Source organism: Rhizobium sp. Root1334 (genome assembly GCF_001426665.1).
Lineage (GTDB): Bacteria > Pseudomonadota > Alphaproteobacteria > Rhizobiales > Rhizobiaceae > Pararhizobium.
In genome coordinates, this window is sequence record NZ_LMEY01000001.1 from 385,537 (window position 1) to 402,590 (window position 17,054).

Genomic DNA, 17,054 nt, shown 5'->3' on the forward strand with positions numbered 1-17,054 from the left:
TATTGTGGCGTTGCTCAAGACGATACAACCATTCCGGTTAATAAACCCAACTATAACTGTCGGATCGCCCCATGCAGAACGCAGCAGACTTCGTCATCATCGGCTCGGGCTCCGCAGGCTCCGCACTCGCCTACCGCCTGTCGGAGGACGGCAAGAATACAGTGCTGGTGCTGGAATTCGGCGGCAGCGATTTCGGGCCGTTTATCCAGATGCCGGCGGCGCTGGCATGGCCGATGAGCATGAGCCGTTACAACTGGGGTTATCTCTCCGAGCCCGAGCCGAACCTCAACAACCGGCGGATCACCGCGCCGCGCGGCAAGGTGATCGGCGGGTCGTCGTCGATCAACGGCATGGTCTATGTGCGCGGCTCGGCTGAGGATTATACCCGCTGGGAAGACGACGGCGCCAAGGGATGGGGTTATGCCGATGTGCTGCCCTACTTCAAGCGGATGGAACATTCGCATGGCGGCGAAGAGGGCTGGCGCGGCACCGACGGGCCGCTGCATGTGCGGCGCGGGCCAAACAAGAACCCGCTGTTCCATGCCTTTGTCGAGGCCGGAAAACAGGCAGGCTTCGAGCTGACCGACGACTATAACGGCTCCAAGCAGGAAGGTTTCGGCCTGATGGAGCAAACGGTGCACAACGGCAAGCGCTGGTCGGCGGCATCCGCCTACCTGAAGCCTGCGCTGAAGCGCCCGAATGTCGACCTGATCCGCTGCTATGCGCGAAAAATCGTCATCGAGAATGGCCGGGCTGTTGGCGTCGAGATCGAGCGCGGCGGCAAGATCGAGGTGGTGAAGGCCAACCGCGAGGTGATCGTCTCGGCCTCGTCGTTCAACTCGCCGAAGCTTTTGATGCTGTCGGGCATCGGTCCGGGCGCGCATCTGAAGGAGATGGGCATCGAGGTGAAGGCCGACCGGCCGGGCGTCGGCGCCAATCTACAGGACCATATGGAATTCTATTTCCAGCAGGTCTCGACCAAGCCGGTGTCGCTCTATTCCTGGCTGCCCTGGTTCTGGCAGGGGGTTGCCGGCGCGCAGTGGATGTTCACCAAATCCGGGCTTGGCACCTCCAACCAGTTCGAGGCCTGCGCATTCCTGCGATCGGCGCCGGGCGTCAAGCAGCCGGATATTCAATATCACTTCCTGCCGGTGGCGATTTCCTATGATGGCAAGGCGGCGGCAAAGAGCCACGGCTTCCAGGTGCATGTCGGCTACAATCACTCGAAATCACGTGGCGCGGTGACGCTGCGCTCGCCGGACGTGAAAGCCGATCCGGTCATCCAGTTCAACTATATGAGCCATCCGGAAGACTGGGAGAAATTCCGCCACTGCGTCCGCCTCACCCGCGAGATCTTTGGCCAGCAGGCATTCGATCAGTATCGCGGCCCAGAGATCCAGCCCGGCGAGAACGTCCAGACCGACGACCAGATCGACGCCTTCCTGCGAGAACATCTGGAAAGCGCCTATCACCCCTGCGGCACCTGCCGGATGGGCGATGCCCGCGATCCGACGGCGGTGGTCGATCCCGAAACCCGCGTGATCGGCGTCGACGGATTGCGCGTTGCGGATTCATCGATCTTCCCGCATGTCACCTACGGCAATCTCAACGGCCCCTCGATCATGACCGGCGAAAAGGCTGCCGACCACATTCTCGGCAAGCAGCCCCTGCCCCGCTCGAACCAGGAGCCGTGGATCAATCCACGCTGGGCGGTCAGCGACCGGTAAACCCTGGCAGCAAGCTGCACCCCGCGGCAAAACGGCTTGGCCTTCAAACCTCCGGCGCGGCTTTCCTGCGCCGGACGAGATTGCACAAATCGGGGCTTTCTGGCTACGAAACGTGCATAATCCTAAAGTACAACTTATAATTTAAGCATTTTTAATCTTCGATTGTTAATTTTGTTGACAGAGCGGACACTTGGCGGCGGCCCATGATGGGACATCGCCCTCTGTTTCCGGTGTCGCGCCCGATCGTCATACCCACCTTGCCAAGGCCAGTCGTTGACGAATGCCGTCGCTTTCTTGCGCCGTCATCGCATGCGGACGCGTGCCTTGCCGGCAACCGAGAAGTAGATTCATGACAATCAAATCACGCCTGCTCACCTGCCTGTTTCTGGTCGCTCTTTCCATGGTCGTCTTGATCGCGACGGCTTTCAGCGCGATGAACTCCATTTCCAAGCGCACCGAATCGATCGTCGCCGACCGGCTGGTACCGGTGGCGCAGCTGAAGACCGTTGCCGACATGTATGCCGTCAATATCGTCGATACCGCCCACAAGGTGCGCAGCGGCGCACTCGACTGGAATACCGGCGCCAAGGCCGTTACGGATGCCCTTTTGACCATCGAGGTGAAATGGTTTGCCTATGAGGCAACCAAGCTGACGGAAGCGGAAAAATTGCTGGCCGATGCGTTCGATACCGCACGCGCCGCCAGTGCCGCTGCAATACAGAACCTGCTTGATATCATGCAGCGGCGCGACGGCCCGGCGTTCGAACATTTCATCGACAAGGAACTCTACACCGTTATCGACCCGCTTAGCCTGCGGATCGGCGAACTGATCGAACTGCAGCTAACAGAGGCCAACCGCGAACTGCTGGCTGCCAAGGCGGAGAAGGACAGTCTCGTCCTGTCGAAAGCGGCCATTGCCGCCTTCGCGATGGCGGTGCTGGCGGCGACCGTCTGGTTCGTTATTGCCGGGGTCTTCAAACCGTTGACGCGGTTGCGCGAAGCCATGCGCCAGCTGGCAGGCGGCAATCTTGGCGTGGCGATCTTCGGCGAAGGCCGCCGTGACGAGATTGGCCAGATGGCTGGCGCCATCGCGGTCTTCCGCGACAATGCCCTTGATCGCCAGCGCCTTGAAGAAGAAGCCGAGAGCAACCGGTCGCTGTCCGAGCGTGACCGGCAGGAGCGCGAAGCCCAGAAGGCGGCCGAAGCGGCAGAGGTGCAATCGGCCGTCTCCGCGCTTGCCTTCGGCCTCGACAAGCTGGCGGAAGGCGACCTCACCTACCGGATCGATACGGCCCTTGCCGCCCATCTCGATGCGCTGCGCAGCAACTTCAACAGTTCGGTCGGCAATCTCGAGGATGCGCTGCGATCGGTCGGCGAGACCGCCCGCGGCATCAGCGCCGGGGCAACGGAAATCCGCTCGGCTGCTGCCGATCTGTCCAAGCGCACCGAACAGCAAGCAGCTTCCGTCGAGGAGACAGCGGCAGCGCTCGACCAGATCTCGGTCACCGTGTCGGATGCCAGCAAGCGGGCGGAGGAAGCAGGCTCACTGGTGGGCCGCACCCGCAACGCTGCGGAACGGTCCGGCGAGATCGTCGGCAATGCCATTGATGCGATGAGCGGCATCGAAGCCTCGTCGCGGGAAATCTCCAACATTATCGGCGTCATTGATGACATCGCCTTCCAGACTAACCTTCTTGCCTTGAATGCCGGCGTCGAGGCCGCGCGGGCGGGTGAAGCCGGAAAGGGCTTTGCCGTCGTCGCCCAGGAGGTGCGCGAGCTTGCCCAGCGCTCCGCCCAGGCGGCCCGGGAGATCAAGACCCTGATCGCCGCCTCCAGCAACCAGGTCCGCTCCGGCGTCTCGCTGGTGCGCGAGACCGGAACGGCGCTGGAAGGCATCATCGCCGAAGTCCAGGAGATCAGCATCCATGTAACGGCGATCGTTGAAAGTGCGCGCGAACAATCCTCCGGCATCAAGCAGATCAACACCGCCGTCAACACGATCGACCAGGGCACGCAGCAGAATGCCGCCATGGTTGAAGAATCGACAGCCGCCAGCCACAGCCTTGCCAGTGAGGCTGGCGCACTGACGCAACTGTTGACCCGCTTCAAAACGGGCAGAGGAAACCAAGCCGGCCGCGAGATGAAAGCGTCGATGCCAGATCGCAGTTATACCAATGGCTTACGCCAGTTTGGTGTAGCATCCTGACCGCTTGCCCGGTGATGGACGACTAAAGGGAGCCGGGCTTATCGTCCGGCTTCCTTTCCGCTTCACGCCCCTTAACAACATGTCCGGCAATCCCGCCGCCCCATCGTGCAATTGTTGAATCCGGCGAACGTCTTAGGCGCATATCCTTGGAAACAGATTCAGCCGTCCATTCGATCAGCCCGGCAGACGGTTCAGCTGCTCGCCATGCGCATGCGCGTTCACAGCCGCAGTGTCAGGAATTTGACCAAGCCTGACCCGGCGCACGCGTGCATTCATCCAGTGGCGCACGGCATTCCGATAGAGAAACCGGCGAAACCACCCCACCCCCTGCCGGTGCAGCGCATAGAAATCGTCCGGGCTATCGAATAGCCCAAGGTCGGCATTGATGCCGGTTTTCTGAATGTAAGTATCCTGGCCGGTCCAATCGACCGGTGGCGCATTCAAGCAATCGGTCCCGGCGCCAAAACCGCAGAGATCATTGCCCGCCCCGCCAAATTTCTCCTGAAGAGCGGACAGGAACGGCCGGTCGAGAATGAAGCCTTCGAGATTGATCCAGCGGCCGTCATGATAGATTTCGACCCAGCTGTGAAGGACGTTATCGGGAACAAGACCGTAGACCAGTTCCGGCACCACGCCGCGCTGCAATGCCTTGTGGATCGTGAAACCGTGAAGGCGGCACGGTATTCCGAGCGCCCTCAGCAGAGCCATCAGCAGCGTTGCCTTGGTGTTGCACTGGCCATATCCATCGCCAAGGACGGCCGATGCCGGGATATTATCGTCGCGATTGTATCCGAATGCGATCTGATCGCGCACGAAGGTGTAGGCGGCACCGATCCGCTCGAACGCATCAAGCCGTTGCCAGCCTTTCGTGACGATCAAGGCGGGAATCACGCCTGCGCCAAAATCCAGTAGCGGTGTCTGCGTCAGGTATGTGTCGCTCATTTTCCGTTTCCCCCTCTCTATGGAAACGCCTTGTAATTCCTCTAGCGGCTAGAGGGTCAACAGCTATACCGCAGTCTTTTCCGCCATCGGCTGTTGTGCCGGTATCGTCCAGATGCCGATGACAGTCTTCGTCAGCGACTGACAATAACGGGAAACAGGACCTTGAACCGAGGTTCGCTCAACCGCAATAAGCTATAAAAATCATAGATTTTATGCTTAAAATCACGGATTTTGACGCTATTCTGCGTTTTTTGCCGATCGGAGAGATATTTGCTCTGATCCGCCAACATTAGAAATCCGTTTTTCTGTCTTTTGTCACCCACGGCTGCGATATTCCCTGCCAACAGAACAGGATATCCTCCCATGACATCCGCATCGCTTGAAAACCGCGCCACAGCGCTCAACAGCCAACTGGAAAAACTCGATCTTTCCGGCCGGCTGGCGCTGATTGCTTCGCTTGACGGGAAGTCAGTTTTCACCACCAGCCTCGGCATCGAAGACCAGGTCATCACTGCCGCCATCGGCACCGGCAAGCACGGCATCGAGGTTTCGACGCTTGAAACCGGCCGCCTCTTCAACGAGACCGTGGCGCTGATCGACAAAACCGAAGAGACCTACGGCATCCTGATCAGGCGCTTCTATCCCGAACAGGACGATATCGACGCCTATGCCGCCAAGTATGGTGCGAACGGATTTTACGACAGCGTTGAAGCCAGGCATGCCTGTTGTGGCGCGCGCAAGCTGAAGCCTCTTGCGCGTGCACTCGAAGGGGCATCCTTCTGGATCACCGGCCTGCGCCGCGGCCAATCCGGCAACCGCGCGGAAACGCCGTTTGCCGAAGCCGACTCCGAACGGGGCCTGATCAAGATCAACGTACTGGCCGACTGGGACATCGAGACGATCCGTGCGCATGTTGCGGCAGAGGCGATCCCGGTCAATCCGCTGCACACCCGTGGTTACCCGTCGATCGGCTGCGAGCCCTGCACGCGCGCGATCAAGCCGGGCGAACCCGAGCGCGCCGGCCGCTGGTGGTGGGAGAATGACGAGAAGCGCGAATGCGGCCTCCATGTCGCAGACGCCGCCTCGGCGATCCCGCAAGCATCCTCGATCTCAAACAGCCCCGTTTCCAGCAGCATTGCGCGATAACCCGCGCAGGCTCGCACCACAGACACTCCCGGAGACTTGAAATGCCCAGTACTCTTCCGGAAACGGAACTGCACAATCCGCAGACAGCAAAGACCCCGCTCGACCCGCATTTGAAGGCGCTCGAGAACGAAGCGATCCACATCTTCCGTGAAGTGGCAGCCGAGTTCGACAAGCCGGTGATGCTCTATTCGATCGGCAAGGATAGTTCCGTCCTTCTTCATCTGGCGCGAAAAGCCTTTTATCCCGGCCGCGTGCCCTTCCCGCTGCTGCACGTCAATACGGGCTGGAAGTTCCCGGAAATGATCGATTTCCGTGACGCCGTTGCCAAGGAATATGATCTCGACCTGATCGAGCACAAGAACCCGCGCGGCGCGACAGAAAACATCACGCCGTTCAGCCACGGTTCGGCGCTCTATACCGACATCATGAAAACGGAAGCGCTGCGTCAGGCACTGGATGCCGGTGGATATGATGCAGCCTTTGGCGGCGCCCGCCGTGACGAGGAAGCCAGCCGCGCCAAGGAACGCATCTATTCCTTCCGCACGCCGGACCACCGCTGGGATCCGCGCAACCAGCGCCCGGAACTCTGGAACGTCTATAACGGCATGATCCGCAAGGGCGAAAGTGTGCGCGCCTTCCCGCTCTCCAACTGGACCGAAGTGGATATCTGGCGCTACATCCAGGCAGAAAACATTCCGCTTGTACCGCTCTACTACGCCAAGCCGCGCAAATACGTAGACCGCGACGGTATGCTGGTCTGGGCCGAGGATCCGCGCTTCGAGGCGCTGCCGGGCGAACAGATACAGGAAGGCATGCTGCGCTTCCGCACGCTCGGCTGCTGGCCGCTGACCGGCGGTATCCGCTCCACGGCCACCACCCTTGAAGAGGTCATTGCCGAACTGGAAATCGCCACGGTTTCCGAACGGCAGGGACGCGCCATCGACCGCGATCAGTCCGGCTCGATGGAAAAGAAGAAGCGTGAAGGATATTTTTGATGACCGTTTCCGCAATCGCACAAGCCGCCAGCGCTGACGTAACGACCGGCACGGTAACCGCCTTTCCGGCCACGGAGGCTACGCGCGCCGTCCGCGATACACGCCCGCTGCGGCTGATCACCTGCGGATCGGTCGATGATGGCAAGTCGACGCTGATCGGCCGCCTGCTCTGGGACACAAAGGCTGTCAAGGAAGACCAGGCGGCAACGCTGCGCCGTGACAGTGGCAAGCAGAACGATCTCGGCCTGCCCGATTTCGCGCTGCTGCTTGACGGTCTGCAGGCGGAGCGCGAACAGGGCATCACCATCGATGTCGCCTATCGCTATTTCGCCACCGACAAGCGCTCCTTCATCGTCGCCGATACGCCCGGCCATGAGCAATATACCCGCAACATGGCAACCGGCGCCTCGACTGCCGATCTCGCCGTGCTGCTCGTTGATGCCCGCACCGGCCTGCTCGAACAGACCCGCCGCCATGCGACGATTGCCTCGCTGATGGGCATCAAGCAGTTCGTGCTGGCCGTCAACAAGTTCGACCTCGTCGGTTATGACCGCGCCCGTTTCGAGCAGATCACCCACGAATTCCGCGAGCTTGCCTTGTCGCTCGGCGTGCGCCAGATCACCGCCATCCCGATGTCGGCGCTGAAGGGCGAAAACGTCGTCTATGACGGCAAGGCGTCGATGCCCTGGTATGACGGCCAGACGCTGGTCGAGGTGCTGGAGCTGGCAACGGTCCGCTCCGCCCAGACCGTCGGCTTCCGCCTGCCGGTGCAGCGCGTTTCGCGTCCTGGCGAGAGTTTCCGCGGCTATCAGGGCACCGTTGCCGGTGGCTCGGTCAAGCCCGGCGATTCCGTCATCATTCTGCCGTCCGGCATGGTTGCCAACGTCACCAAGATCATCACCTTCGATCTCGTGCGCAACGCAGCCGTTGCCGGTGATGCGATCACGCTGGTGCTCGATCGCCAGGTCGATGTCGCCCGCGGCGACATGATCGTCTCGATCGACAGCCAGCCGCAGGTCGGCCTCGACTTCGATGCCCAGATCGTTGCCCTGCAGGCCGAAGGCATTCAGCCGGGCCGGCGTTATTGGTTGAAGAGCGGCTCGCGGCGCCAGCGCGTTACTGCAAACCCCTACAGCCAGCTGGACCTCCAGACCGGCAGCTGGAACCAGCGGACGGGCGTACTGCCGATGAACGGCATCGGTAAGGTCCACCTCTCCTTCGATGAGAACGCCGTTTTTGACGCCTATGAACAGAACCGCACAACAGGCGCCTTCATCCTGATCGATCCGGATACCAACAACACGGTTGCCGGCGGCATGATCACCGCCAAGCGCTCGTCGCTGACCGATCTGCGTTCGGACGAGGCCCGCGTGATCCTCTCTCTGCCGGCTGACCTTGCCGAGCAACTGATGGCGACGGAACTGTTTTCGCGCCGCCGCGACGAAACCGACCTGCGCCGCATGACTGCCGGCGAAGCATCGCAAATCTTCAAGGATGCCGCCGTCGACATCTGACATGGCTTAGCCCGGCAAGCGCCACCTCCGAAAGACCGGAGGTGGCGCTTGTTGTCATGTCATTGAAAATGTCCGGCATACTCATGCGCCTGGCGGCGCGTGAACCGATCCCGGTCCGCCGCAATCAGGCCGCGTTGGCGGTAACGATGGCCTTCAACCGCTCCAGATCCACCACTTTCAGCGCATCCGGTTCCATGTCCCGCAAGGGCTTGAACCATGCGGCCGCCTCGCTCAACGCTCCCGCATAGGGAGGCGGATAACCACCGAGACCCAGCACCCATTCGCGCACAGTTTCACGCTCCATGCGGCCTGCCTTGTAGCGGTCGTGGATGCTGGCCGCGGAAGCGATCAGGTCGTCAATCTTTTTCAAATCAAGCCCTTAGCGTAGGAGCAATGCGGTCCCGTACATGCCGGCCGCAAAGACCGTGTGCGAGACGAAATTGAGGAAACGCACCTTATTGGCGTTTGGCAGCTTGGAGGCGGCCCAGCCGATGCCCAGGCCCGGCTGCAGCAGGAACCAGCCGGCACCGATGGTGACGATACCAACGATCCAGGCAGGCAGGAATGTCGGTGCAGCAAGCCATGCAGAGCCGGTGACGGCGACGAGCAGGATGCCGTAGGCAATGCCGACAGCATAATGGCTGATCCAGCCAAGCGCCTGCTCGTGGGCATAGGGCTCCGCCTTGCCGATATCGTCATGAAAAACCTTACCGGTGCGCAAATGCCAGAACCATCGCCCGACCGGCGCCCAGTTCGGCTTGCTCTGGCCAGCCAGCAACCACAACAGGACCGCCCAGAGATCCATCAGCACGGTTCCGCCCACGCCGATTGCCACGCTGCGCCAGAAAATATCGAACATGAAGTGAAAATCCTGTTGACCGGAGTGCGGCGCGACGCAGCCGTTTTCTTATAGTTCAGGCCGGTTTTTGTGGTCAAGCACCACCGCCGGTGAAGTCAGCGGCGGTTTCAGCGCTTGGCTTCCAGCTCGAGAAAGCTAGCGGGTTTCTTCTGACGCACGATCACCTCGTAATCGCCGGCGGGATAATCATCGATGACGACATCTTCAATGGTAATCGTCATCTCGCTGTACTCGCCGGTCTCGAGGTGGATGCCCGCCACATGTTCGGCGAGCCTGTTGGCATAGGCCTCGATATCGCTGGGGATGAGATGTGCCGGTGTGAAGTGAGGTATATTCATTCCAGTATCCCGAAAGGGGCCGCCGGGCTGGCCGGTTTTCAAGGCAATGATAGACCGGAGAATCACTGTGTTGCAAATGGGATTTGAGCAGCAGGCAGCCTCAAATCAGCCTTCCCGGGTCAATCGGCCGGGCCGCCACGGCTCCGGCTGACGGTTAGGTTCCGGCGGGTAGCTGCAGGTTTGCCATCGCCCGCTCTCCAGCGGCATTTTTGCAAACAGCAGGTCCAGCACCGCTATATAGAGATGGCAGTTTCAAAAAATTCAGCGCTTCAGGGAAATAGAGCTGGTCGGAGTGAGAGGATTCGAACCTCCGACCCCGTCGTCCCGAACGCTGGGTAGGCGCTCAAACCCATGGTTTACGGGGACACCGTACACTTTCCGGACTTGCTGTGTTCCACGCCTGTTCTTTCAAACTGTGCGGAAGCTGTGCGGGTAAGAGCATCCATTCTAATTTGCTGTTTCCCAATCGGTTAAAGCAACGAGGTTGCCGCAACCCTTACATCAGCAGTCTGAATATCTTCAGACCACAACCCCAATTCTTTCAGATGGTCAACGATCCAACGGTAGTCTGGATTTGCACATATGGCTGTCGCAGCTGTCGCGCTGTATTCAGCAGGTGGTGCGCCCTCTTCTAACACTTTCACTAATCCGCGAACGATCCGGTTCCTTCGCATCGGCGATTGGGCGCCGTCGATAAATTCCTGCAAGAGAACTCTGAGATCACTCAGTGCCTGATTGACGCTATCACCGACTTCGAACCGGGCCCTCACGACTCGAGAAGAATCATTCAAATAAATCGTTTCGATCGTACGCCGACCGAGATCATCGCGTCCATGGAGGCGATATTGCAGCATAGTGAGATGCTGTCGAGGATCATCGACAGCTGGATTAATTACCATTCCGTCAACATCGACGTTGTGGTCCGCCTTCGCTATATTACATCGTTTGCAGGAGGGAAGCAGGTTGCTCCATTCCACAACGAGATCTTCATGGTCAGTCTTGCATCTAAAATGCTCAACCTCCATGTAGCTCGAATCTCGAACGACGTCTGTTTCGCAGTAGGCGCATTTCGAATGCGACATACGAAGCAAAGCGTCTTTAATATAGGGCTTGTTCCAAACTCGCCTCGACTTGTCGACTTTGAATTCGGCGGTTAATTCCGTGCTAACTTGGACAGTAAGTTCTAAAGGCACTGCGACCGGTTCAAGCTTGATCAACGGTCGCCTCCGAGAAACGGGGCGGCCTGGAGACGAAGAATCTTCCGAAGCTGGTTAGAAGGATGAAGCATGTCCTGGAGAACATCGAGCGCCTCCTTAACAGCAGCCGCTTCTTCACGGTCGATTGCGTCGTCAAAGTTTCGAACCGCGTCGCGGTACTCACTGGTAACGACATCGTCCAGACCCATCACATCGCGCAGGATTTCCTCGATTGTCCAACCTTGAAACCCGTAGGCGTTCAGTTGCAATTGGTTGATGCGCGGACCCTCAGGTCCATCGACTAGCGCGATAACCTCGCCGGTGCGGGTGGACTGGATAACGTGAGGGCTGTGGGTAGTAGCTATAATTTGAGCTGCAGGAAACACGCCGCTGAGGGCGGGGGCGATTCGCTGTTGCCAAGAAGGATGTAAATGTAAATCGATCTCGTCGATCAGTATCACTCCGTCGAAGCAGCGAGCGACTCCTAGTTTACGAAATTCAATTTCCTTAATCAGCCCCAAGACAATCGCGTACGACGCTCTAAATCCGGACGATAACATTTCAAAGGGCAGAGTACCGTCAGGCGTTTCTACAAAAACATCGAATGTGGATGTATCCACATGGGAAAGCTTAACTCGACTATCCAACAGGGAGAACGCGGAAACGGCTAGCTCCAAGTTCTCCACTTGGTGCAACGGCCATGATCCACTGTGGCCTTGGAAAAGCCAGCGATTCGCAAACCACTGTTTAATTTCGTTTGGAGAGATACCCTGACTTGCTTGCGTTTGCGTACTGTTATCAGGGCGCTCGAGATCACCCCCAATTGAAGTGAACCTTTGATACGAAAAGTCCCGGCTTGCCTTGATGTGGATGAGAAACCTCGAGAGCTTCTGAAAGCCGAACGGGAAAGTCTCAGCTTCAATTTCGAATTTACCAACGCGTCCGCTCCGCGCTTCAGTTTGCCCCTCATTTGAGATTTCAACAAAAATTTCTCCAGGTGATTGGGCGCTCGCGCGTCCTCGCAGCCCGACATAAGTATTCAAGATAAACGATGCTGCCACCGCGTCCAAGATCGTGGTTTTTCCAACCCCGTTAGTGCCGCAGATTATATTCAACCCATCAGAGAACGTGATATCGAATTTCTCAAACCGTCCTACATCTCGAAGCGTTAGTCGTCTTACTTCTAGAGTTTTCATCGTCGATCCTAAAAATCGTCTCGGGCGGCCTCTACCACGATGACGGCGTAGGAGGTAGTACATATCCGAAGTTAACGTTCAAGTAGCAGGACACTAATATACTTAGACGCCTCTTGTGTGGTGCCCCGTGCCGGACTGCGGAAAGTGAACATTTCCAGTAGGTCGGGAGTTTTCTGGACACACAGGGATAGTCAGCAACCATTATGCTTTTCGAAAATGTGTCCAGACGTTATCTCTTCGCGATGACCGACTACCAGCCCAAATATCAATGGCACCGCACCGAGCTAGATGAGAACGATCCGCCCAGGGACACCGACTGGTGCGGGAGGGATGGGACGGCGTACATCGGCCGCATCAGGAAAGAGACACACGGGCCGACGAAGGGAAAGTGGCACTGGGCTGGATCATGGCCCAAGACCCACAAGGGAACCCCGCCATCCCCAAACGCTGGCTATGCGACCACAGCCAGACTTGCAACGCAGAAGGTCGAGGAATACTGGGAGCTGTCTATGCGGGTGATGACGCCGCGCAACCCCAAAGGCACACAATCATGAGCGACGACAGAATGGTGCACCCAAACTCACCGGTGCATTTCGAACACTGGTGCGGGCATCCGGGATGCAAGCGCTGGGGATCGTTTGGTAAGGATCGCCGAGGCGTCATCGAGTGGCGGTGCAGCGAGCACTTGGCGGCGGACTATTGGGACAGCCGATCGCTGAATTAATGTGCAACGCCGCTTTGGCGGCTCGCCTGTTCTTGGATGGCTTCTGCGAGTGCCGCCCGGCGCCCATCTGGAAGCTTCAAGATGAAGGTATCCATGTCTCGCCCAAAATTCGACCACGCCTTGTCACCCGCTTGACCGCGATCTATCACGCCTGCCGTTTCCAGATCGGTACGATCCATGTTCACCCGGGCAAGCGAAATATGTAGGAGATCCGTTCCAGTGATCATTGCCCTACCCCTTGCTGGCTGAGATTCAGCGTTCCATGGCTCGACTGCCGGGGCGTCATGTCTGGCTCAGCGGCCTCTTCGTCCATGACTGCCTTGTGGTAGCAATCGCCGATATCCTGGGCGATGCCGTCCGCGTCATAAAGATACCCGTCCGTCCCGCCATCTGTCTCGATGATTTCGGCAATGGAGTTCATCATGACGCGACCAAGCTGTTGCAGGGCATCCCTGTGACGATCGGTGCCCCCGTTGGCGAATTCACGATTGGCCTCGTCCAACGCCTGGCGCATGGCGTGAAACGATCCGTCGATATGGAGTTGCGCATTCATTGCATCCCTCCTGCTTGGGACTACTGAAACAGAATCCCCTAACGCAAAACTCGTGGATAGGTTCACCTTACTATAGACAAGGCGCTAAATGCCACAATTGATTCGCGCATTAGCCGGAACAAACGTATCCTCTCTTCGTTGGATCCGCGCTCATCGGGAGAAACAATATGGCCGGACGTGCACTCTGGAAGGGCTTTCTCAAGTTTGCCGAGATCAGTTGCCCAGTAGCGCTCCATAGCGCCGCCTCGACATCAGAGCGCGTCTCCTTCAACACTCTCAACCGAAAAACCGGCAACCGTGTCAAGCGTGAGTATGTCGACATCAACACCTGGAAGGTGGTTGAGAAAGAGGATCAGATCAAAGGCTATGAGGTCGATGACAACCGCTACGTTCTATTCGAACCCGACGAGCTGGCTGCGGCGGTCCCGCAGAGCGACAAGACGCTTCGAATTCAATCTTATGTGCCGTTCGGCGAGATCGACGACCTCTACTTCGACAAGCCCTATTACCTCCTGCCCGATGGGATCGGCGAGGAAACGTTTGTTTTGATCCGGGATGCAATGAGGGAATCCAACGTTGGGGCGCTCGCCCAGGCGGTGCTGTTCCGCCGGCTCCGCACAGTCTTGATCCGCGCCCACGGCGATGGCCTAATCGCGACCACTTTGAACTTCGATTATCAGGTCCGATCCGCCAAGGAAGCCTTCGCCGATATCCCGGAACTTAAGATCGAGGGCGAGATGCTAGACTTGGCAAAGCACATCATCAAAACCAAGGTGGGCTTGTTCGATCCTCGAACCTTCGACGATCGATATGACGCTGCACTGGCCGAGTTGGTAAAGGCGAAGATCGAAGGCAGGTCCGTTGCGGTGAAGAAACAGGCCAAGGTCGAGCCTTCGACAAACCTCATGGAAGCGCTGCGCATGAGTGCCGGCTTTGGATCGGCGCGGGCATCGAAACCCAGAACAGCGACAGCAAAGCGGGCCGCCCCGGCGTCACGACCGGCTGCTCGCAAGAAGGCAGGCTAAGCCATGGCCGCCGTCAAACCATACTGGAAAGGCTACCTGAAGCTTTCGCTTGTCACCTGCCCCGTGGCCCTCTCCCCCGCCACCAGTGACACCGAGAAGGTGCGCTTTCACACGATGAACCGTGCCACCGGCAACCGTGTTGCCTCGCGGTATGTCGACAGTCTCACCGGCAAGGAGGTCGATCCTGATGATCAGGTGAAGGGATACGAGCGCGGCGAAGGCGACTACATCATTCTGGAAGAAGAGGAACTCGATGCGGTCGCGCTTGAGAGCGTCCGGACGATTGAGATCGAGCTGTTTACGCCGCGCGACTCCGTCGAGTGGATTTGGCTCGAAAAGCCACATTACCTTGTCCCGAACGATAAGGTCGGAGAGGACGCTTTCGCGGTCATCCGTGACGCTATGCGCGCGGAGAACGTCGTCGGGATTTCCCGCCTGGTGTTCGGCCAGCGGGAGCGCGCAGTGATGCTGGAGCCTCGGGATGAGGGCATCGTCCTATGGACATTGCGCTATGGCGACGAGGTGAGACCGGAGGAAGAGTACTTTTCGGGCATCAGGGCAAAGCCCGAAGGTGGCCTTGCGCCGCTGATGAAACAGCTGATCAAGCGGCAGACAAAGAAATGGGCTCCGATCACAGATCCGATCCAAGATCAGTATCTCGAACTCATCGCGGCCAAAAAGAAGGCGATAAAGAAACCCACGAAATCGACGGCAAAAGGATCGCCAGTGGGGGGCAAGGACAACGTCATCGACATCATGGTAGCGCTGAAGAAAAGTCTTGAAGAGAGCAAGCAGCGTAGCCGTTGATGGAACCAACGAGATCGGCACCAGTTCTCCAGCGAAATGGAGGAGCCACGATGATCAACCAGCCCAAGTTCCCAGCATCTCACGAGGACCGCCATCTTCTATGCCAGGAGGAGGTAGACGGGCCGCTCCAAGACATACTCGACCAAGCCACCACGCATGGTTGGGGCACCATCGAGACGATCAGCGCAATGGAAGAAGTCCTGAAAAATATGCGGATCGCCTATGCCGAAGACCCCGATCCGGCCGAAGACCCACCGACCAGGGACAGCGGCGATGCCAATGACTTCGGCGCCTTCCCATCGGCCGATCGGCTCGTAAATGCCTATGTCAGAGAGCGAGGGAAATCATGACGATCTATGCTTGGACGATCGCAAAACCTGGCCGACAGGATATCAAACACGTCTCCGATTTGGCCGAGTTACATGAATATCTCCGCGTCCTTGACCTGCCAGGCGCTGCCCCTCCCGATTGGGTCACTATGGACACAGGTATCGCCGACCACGGCACATACACTTACAACGAAGGCAGCATGGACGAATGGTCGTTGACGTGGACGAAGGTCGATGAGGACACCGAGATTATAGACTGAATTCGCTAGCTCAGCGTGGCCTTAGCGTTCGCGGCAGGTTCAACGTGTGCCGCAACCCATCGACTAAATTGCCAATTGCCGCAGAGTCAGACAATAGTACCGACTCTAGGTAGAGTCCGCGCTCGTGAAGGATCCAAATATTGGCCAACCAGATAACAATCAGTCTTTTGTTTCCCCAGGGTGTTCCCGAGCGAATTGCGGTAGGCACAGCGATAGCAGAAATATCCGCTCCTGAGGGCTCGAACCTCACGTTAAGCCAGAACGCCTGGGTCGACTATAGGGGTATAACTGGTGAGTGGGAGGTGGGTACTTCGGTTTTCCGCATTGACGGCAATCGGATCGTTATTGATGCGGACCTCGACTACGACAGTTATCAGGGCAAGCCCTTCCGTTACGAGCTCTACATCTCAGGTCCCGATGGCGACAGCGCGTCAGTTTCGTTTGGGGTGCAAGACCTCGAGGATATTATCAGGGGCACCGCCAGTAGCGACATTCTGAAAGGCGACCGAGGCCAAGATAAGATTATCGCCAGCAATGGGGATGATCGATTGTATGGCGATGCCGGGAACGACGTCCTTTATGGAGGTTTAGGCCGCGATGTGCTCTCTGGTGGCAAGGGTGAAGATACCTTCATGTTCAAGTATCGAGCAGAGAGCACCGTTAAGAATCCCGATGTCATTACCGCTTGGGACAAACACACGGCGTACTCAAAAGGGGACACCATTGATGTCTCCGGGATCGATGCAAATGTAAAAGTGAGGGGTGACGAGGCGTTTTCCTGGGTTAGTTCCAAGGCTTTCACTGGGAAACCGGGACAGTTGCGTTATGAAAAAGCCAATGGAGACACATTCGTATATGGCGATGTGGACGGTGACAGGAAAGCCGATTTCGCCATAAAGATCGACGCCTCTGTCACTCTTTACAAAGACGATTTTCTGCTTTGAGAATATGGCCCCGCGGCTTGTAATTGCGGCCTGTACGAATAAGTCAGAAGCCGTCATTCTGGAGTGGTGGTGCCGCAGTTAGTTGCATATTCCCTGCCGGCTGTCGTCGCCTCAATCTCATCGGCGAGAGGCCCGAGGACTGATATTCGCCCACCGACGGTTACAGCAAGCGTTCGCGTGTTGGGATGTTCCGTCCCAAACGGCGTTTCAAGGATATCCGACCCTTCCACATTCGCCTCCCATACCCATTTTTTCGGCGGTTGATGAAGGTAAGTTGGTCGCCTGGGAGGGCT

At 58.1% G+C, this 17,054-nt stretch carries 18 protein-coding genes; 10 read left to right on the plus strand and 8 right to left on the minus strand.

Features of this window, described 5'->3' with window-relative positions:
- Positions 1 to 71: 71 nt before the first annotated feature.
- Together betA and ASD36_RS29740 are read left to right on the plus strand one after the other, a co-directional pair.
- The gene (gene betA / locus ASD36_RS01880; protein WP_060503770.1) at positions 72 to 1,727 is read left to right on the plus strand and encodes a choline dehydrogenase; all 1,656 of its coding nucleotides are present in this window, start codon (positions 72 to 74) and stop codon (positions 1,725 to 1,727) included.
- Positions 1,728 to 2,076: 349 nt separating this feature from the next.
- Positions 2,077 to 3,933 carry a methyl-accepting chemotaxis protein gene (locus ASD36_RS29740; protein WP_082512071.1) on the plus strand — a complete coding sequence of 619 codons (1,857 nt, stop codon included), beginning with the start codon at positions 2,077 to 2,079 and terminating at the stop codon, positions 3,931 to 3,933.
- A gap of 174 nt (positions 3,934 to 4,107) precedes the next feature.
- Here the strand turns inward: ASD36_RS29740 and ASD36_RS01890 are convergent, their stop codons facing one another.
- Positions 4,108 to 4,875 (minus strand): transglutaminase family protein, encoded by a 768-nt coding sequence (locus ASD36_RS01890; RefSeq protein ID WP_060503771.1) that lies wholly within the window; start codon positions 4,873 to 4,875, stop codon positions 4,108 to 4,110.
- A gap of 363 nt (positions 4,876 to 5,238) precedes the next feature.
- On the opposite strand from ASD36_RS01890, the gene ASD36_RS01900 reads away from it, so the two are divergent.
- The 3 genes from ASD36_RS01900 to cysN are packed head-to-tail and all read left to right on the plus strand — an operon-like array spanning position 5,239 to position 8,530.
- Positions 5,239 to 6,021, plus strand: a complete 783-nt coding sequence (locus ASD36_RS01900) for a phosphoadenylyl-sulfate reductase (protein ID WP_060503773.1) — start codon at positions 5,239 to 5,241, stop codon at positions 6,019 to 6,021.
- A 41-nt stretch (positions 6,022 to 6,062) separates the two neighbouring features.
- Positions 6,063 to 7,016 carry a sulfate adenylyltransferase subunit CysD gene (cysD, locus tag ASD36_RS01905; protein WP_060503774.1) on the plus strand — a complete coding sequence of 318 codons (954 nt, stop codon included), beginning with the start codon at positions 6,063 to 6,065 and terminating at the stop codon, positions 7,014 to 7,016.
- A 14-nt stretch (positions 7,017 to 7,030) separates the two neighbouring features.
- The gene (gene cysN, locus ASD36_RS01910; RefSeq protein ID WP_200954876.1) at positions 7,031 to 8,530 is read left to right on the plus strand and encodes a sulfate adenylyltransferase subunit CysN; all 1,500 of its coding nucleotides are present in this window, start codon (positions 7,031 to 7,033) and stop codon (positions 8,528 to 8,530) included.
- 124 nt (positions 8,531 to 8,654) lie between these two features.
- On the opposite strand, the gene ASD36_RS01915 is transcribed toward cysN, so the two are convergent.
- From ASD36_RS01915 to ASD36_RS01950, 7 genes are all read right to left on the minus strand, one after another.
- On the minus strand, positions 8,655 to 8,900 hold the full coding sequence (locus ASD36_RS01915) for a hypothetical protein (RefSeq protein WP_060503776.1): 246 nt from the start codon (positions 8,898 to 8,900) through the stop codon (positions 8,655 to 8,657).
- A gap of 9 nt (positions 8,901 to 8,909) precedes the next feature.
- Positions 8,910 to 9,389, minus strand: coding sequence for a DUF2938 domain-containing protein (locus ASD36_RS01920; RefSeq protein WP_060503777.1), 480 nt, complete (start codon positions 9,387 to 9,389; stop codon positions 8,910 to 8,912).
- A gap of 107 nt (positions 9,390 to 9,496) precedes the next feature.
- Complete coding sequence (locus tag ASD36_RS01925; protein ID WP_060503778.1) at positions 9,497 to 9,727, minus strand: hypothetical protein; 231 nt, start codon at positions 9,725 to 9,727, stop codon at positions 9,497 to 9,499.
- Between the two features lie 470 nt (positions 9,728 to 10,197).
- Complete coding sequence (locus ASD36_RS30445; RefSeq protein ID WP_156393795.1) at positions 10,198 to 10,944, minus strand: HNH endonuclease; 747 nt, start codon at positions 10,942 to 10,944, stop codon at positions 10,198 to 10,200.
- Positions 10,941 to 12,119, minus strand: coding sequence for an AAA family ATPase (locus ASD36_RS01935; RefSeq protein ID WP_162252438.1), 1,179 nt, complete (start codon positions 12,117 to 12,119; stop codon positions 10,941 to 10,943). Before ASD36_RS01935 ends, ASD36_RS30445 begins: the two co-directional genes overlap by 4 nt.
- A gap of 720 nt (positions 12,120 to 12,839) precedes the next feature.
- Entirely contained in the window at positions 12,840 to 13,070 is a 231-nt protein-coding gene (locus tag ASD36_RS01945; protein ID WP_060505348.1) for a hypothetical protein, read from the minus strand.
- A complete protein-coding gene (locus ASD36_RS01950; RefSeq protein ID WP_060508701.1) occupies positions 13,067 to 13,396 on the minus strand; it encodes a hypothetical protein in 330 nt (109 codons plus the stop codon). Before ASD36_RS01950 ends, ASD36_RS01945 begins: the two co-directional genes overlap by 4 nt.
- 167 nt (positions 13,397 to 13,563) lie before the next feature.
- On the opposite strand from ASD36_RS01950, the gene ASD36_RS01955 reads away from it, so the two are divergent.
- From ASD36_RS01955 to ASD36_RS31650, 5 genes are all read left to right on the plus strand, one after another.
- Positions 13,564 to 14,421, plus strand: coding sequence for a Ku protein (locus ASD36_RS01955; RefSeq protein ID WP_060508703.1), 858 nt, complete (start codon positions 13,564 to 13,566; stop codon positions 14,419 to 14,421).
- 3 nt (positions 14,422 to 14,424) lie between these two features.
- A complete protein-coding gene (locus ASD36_RS01960; RefSeq protein ID WP_060508705.1) occupies positions 14,425 to 15,228 on the plus strand; it encodes a Ku protein in 804 nt (267 codons plus the stop codon).
- A gap of 50 nt (positions 15,229 to 15,278) precedes the next feature.
- The gene (locus tag ASD36_RS01965) at positions 15,279 to 15,578 is read left to right on the plus strand and encodes a hypothetical protein (protein WP_060505344.1); all 300 of its coding nucleotides are present in this window, start codon (positions 15,279 to 15,281) and stop codon (positions 15,576 to 15,578) included.
- Positions 15,575 to 15,817, plus strand: coding sequence for a hypothetical protein (locus ASD36_RS01970; RefSeq protein WP_060505343.1), 243 nt, complete (start codon positions 15,575 to 15,577; stop codon positions 15,815 to 15,817). Before ASD36_RS01965 ends, ASD36_RS01970 begins: the two co-directional genes overlap by 4 nt.
- Positions 15,818 to 15,957: 140 nt before the next feature.
- The gene (locus tag ASD36_RS31650; RefSeq protein WP_060508708.1) at positions 15,958 to 16,761 is read left to right on the plus strand and encodes a hypothetical protein; all 804 of its coding nucleotides are present in this window, start codon (positions 15,958 to 15,960) and stop codon (positions 16,759 to 16,761) included.
- Positions 16,762 to 17,054 lie beyond the last annotated feature (293 nt).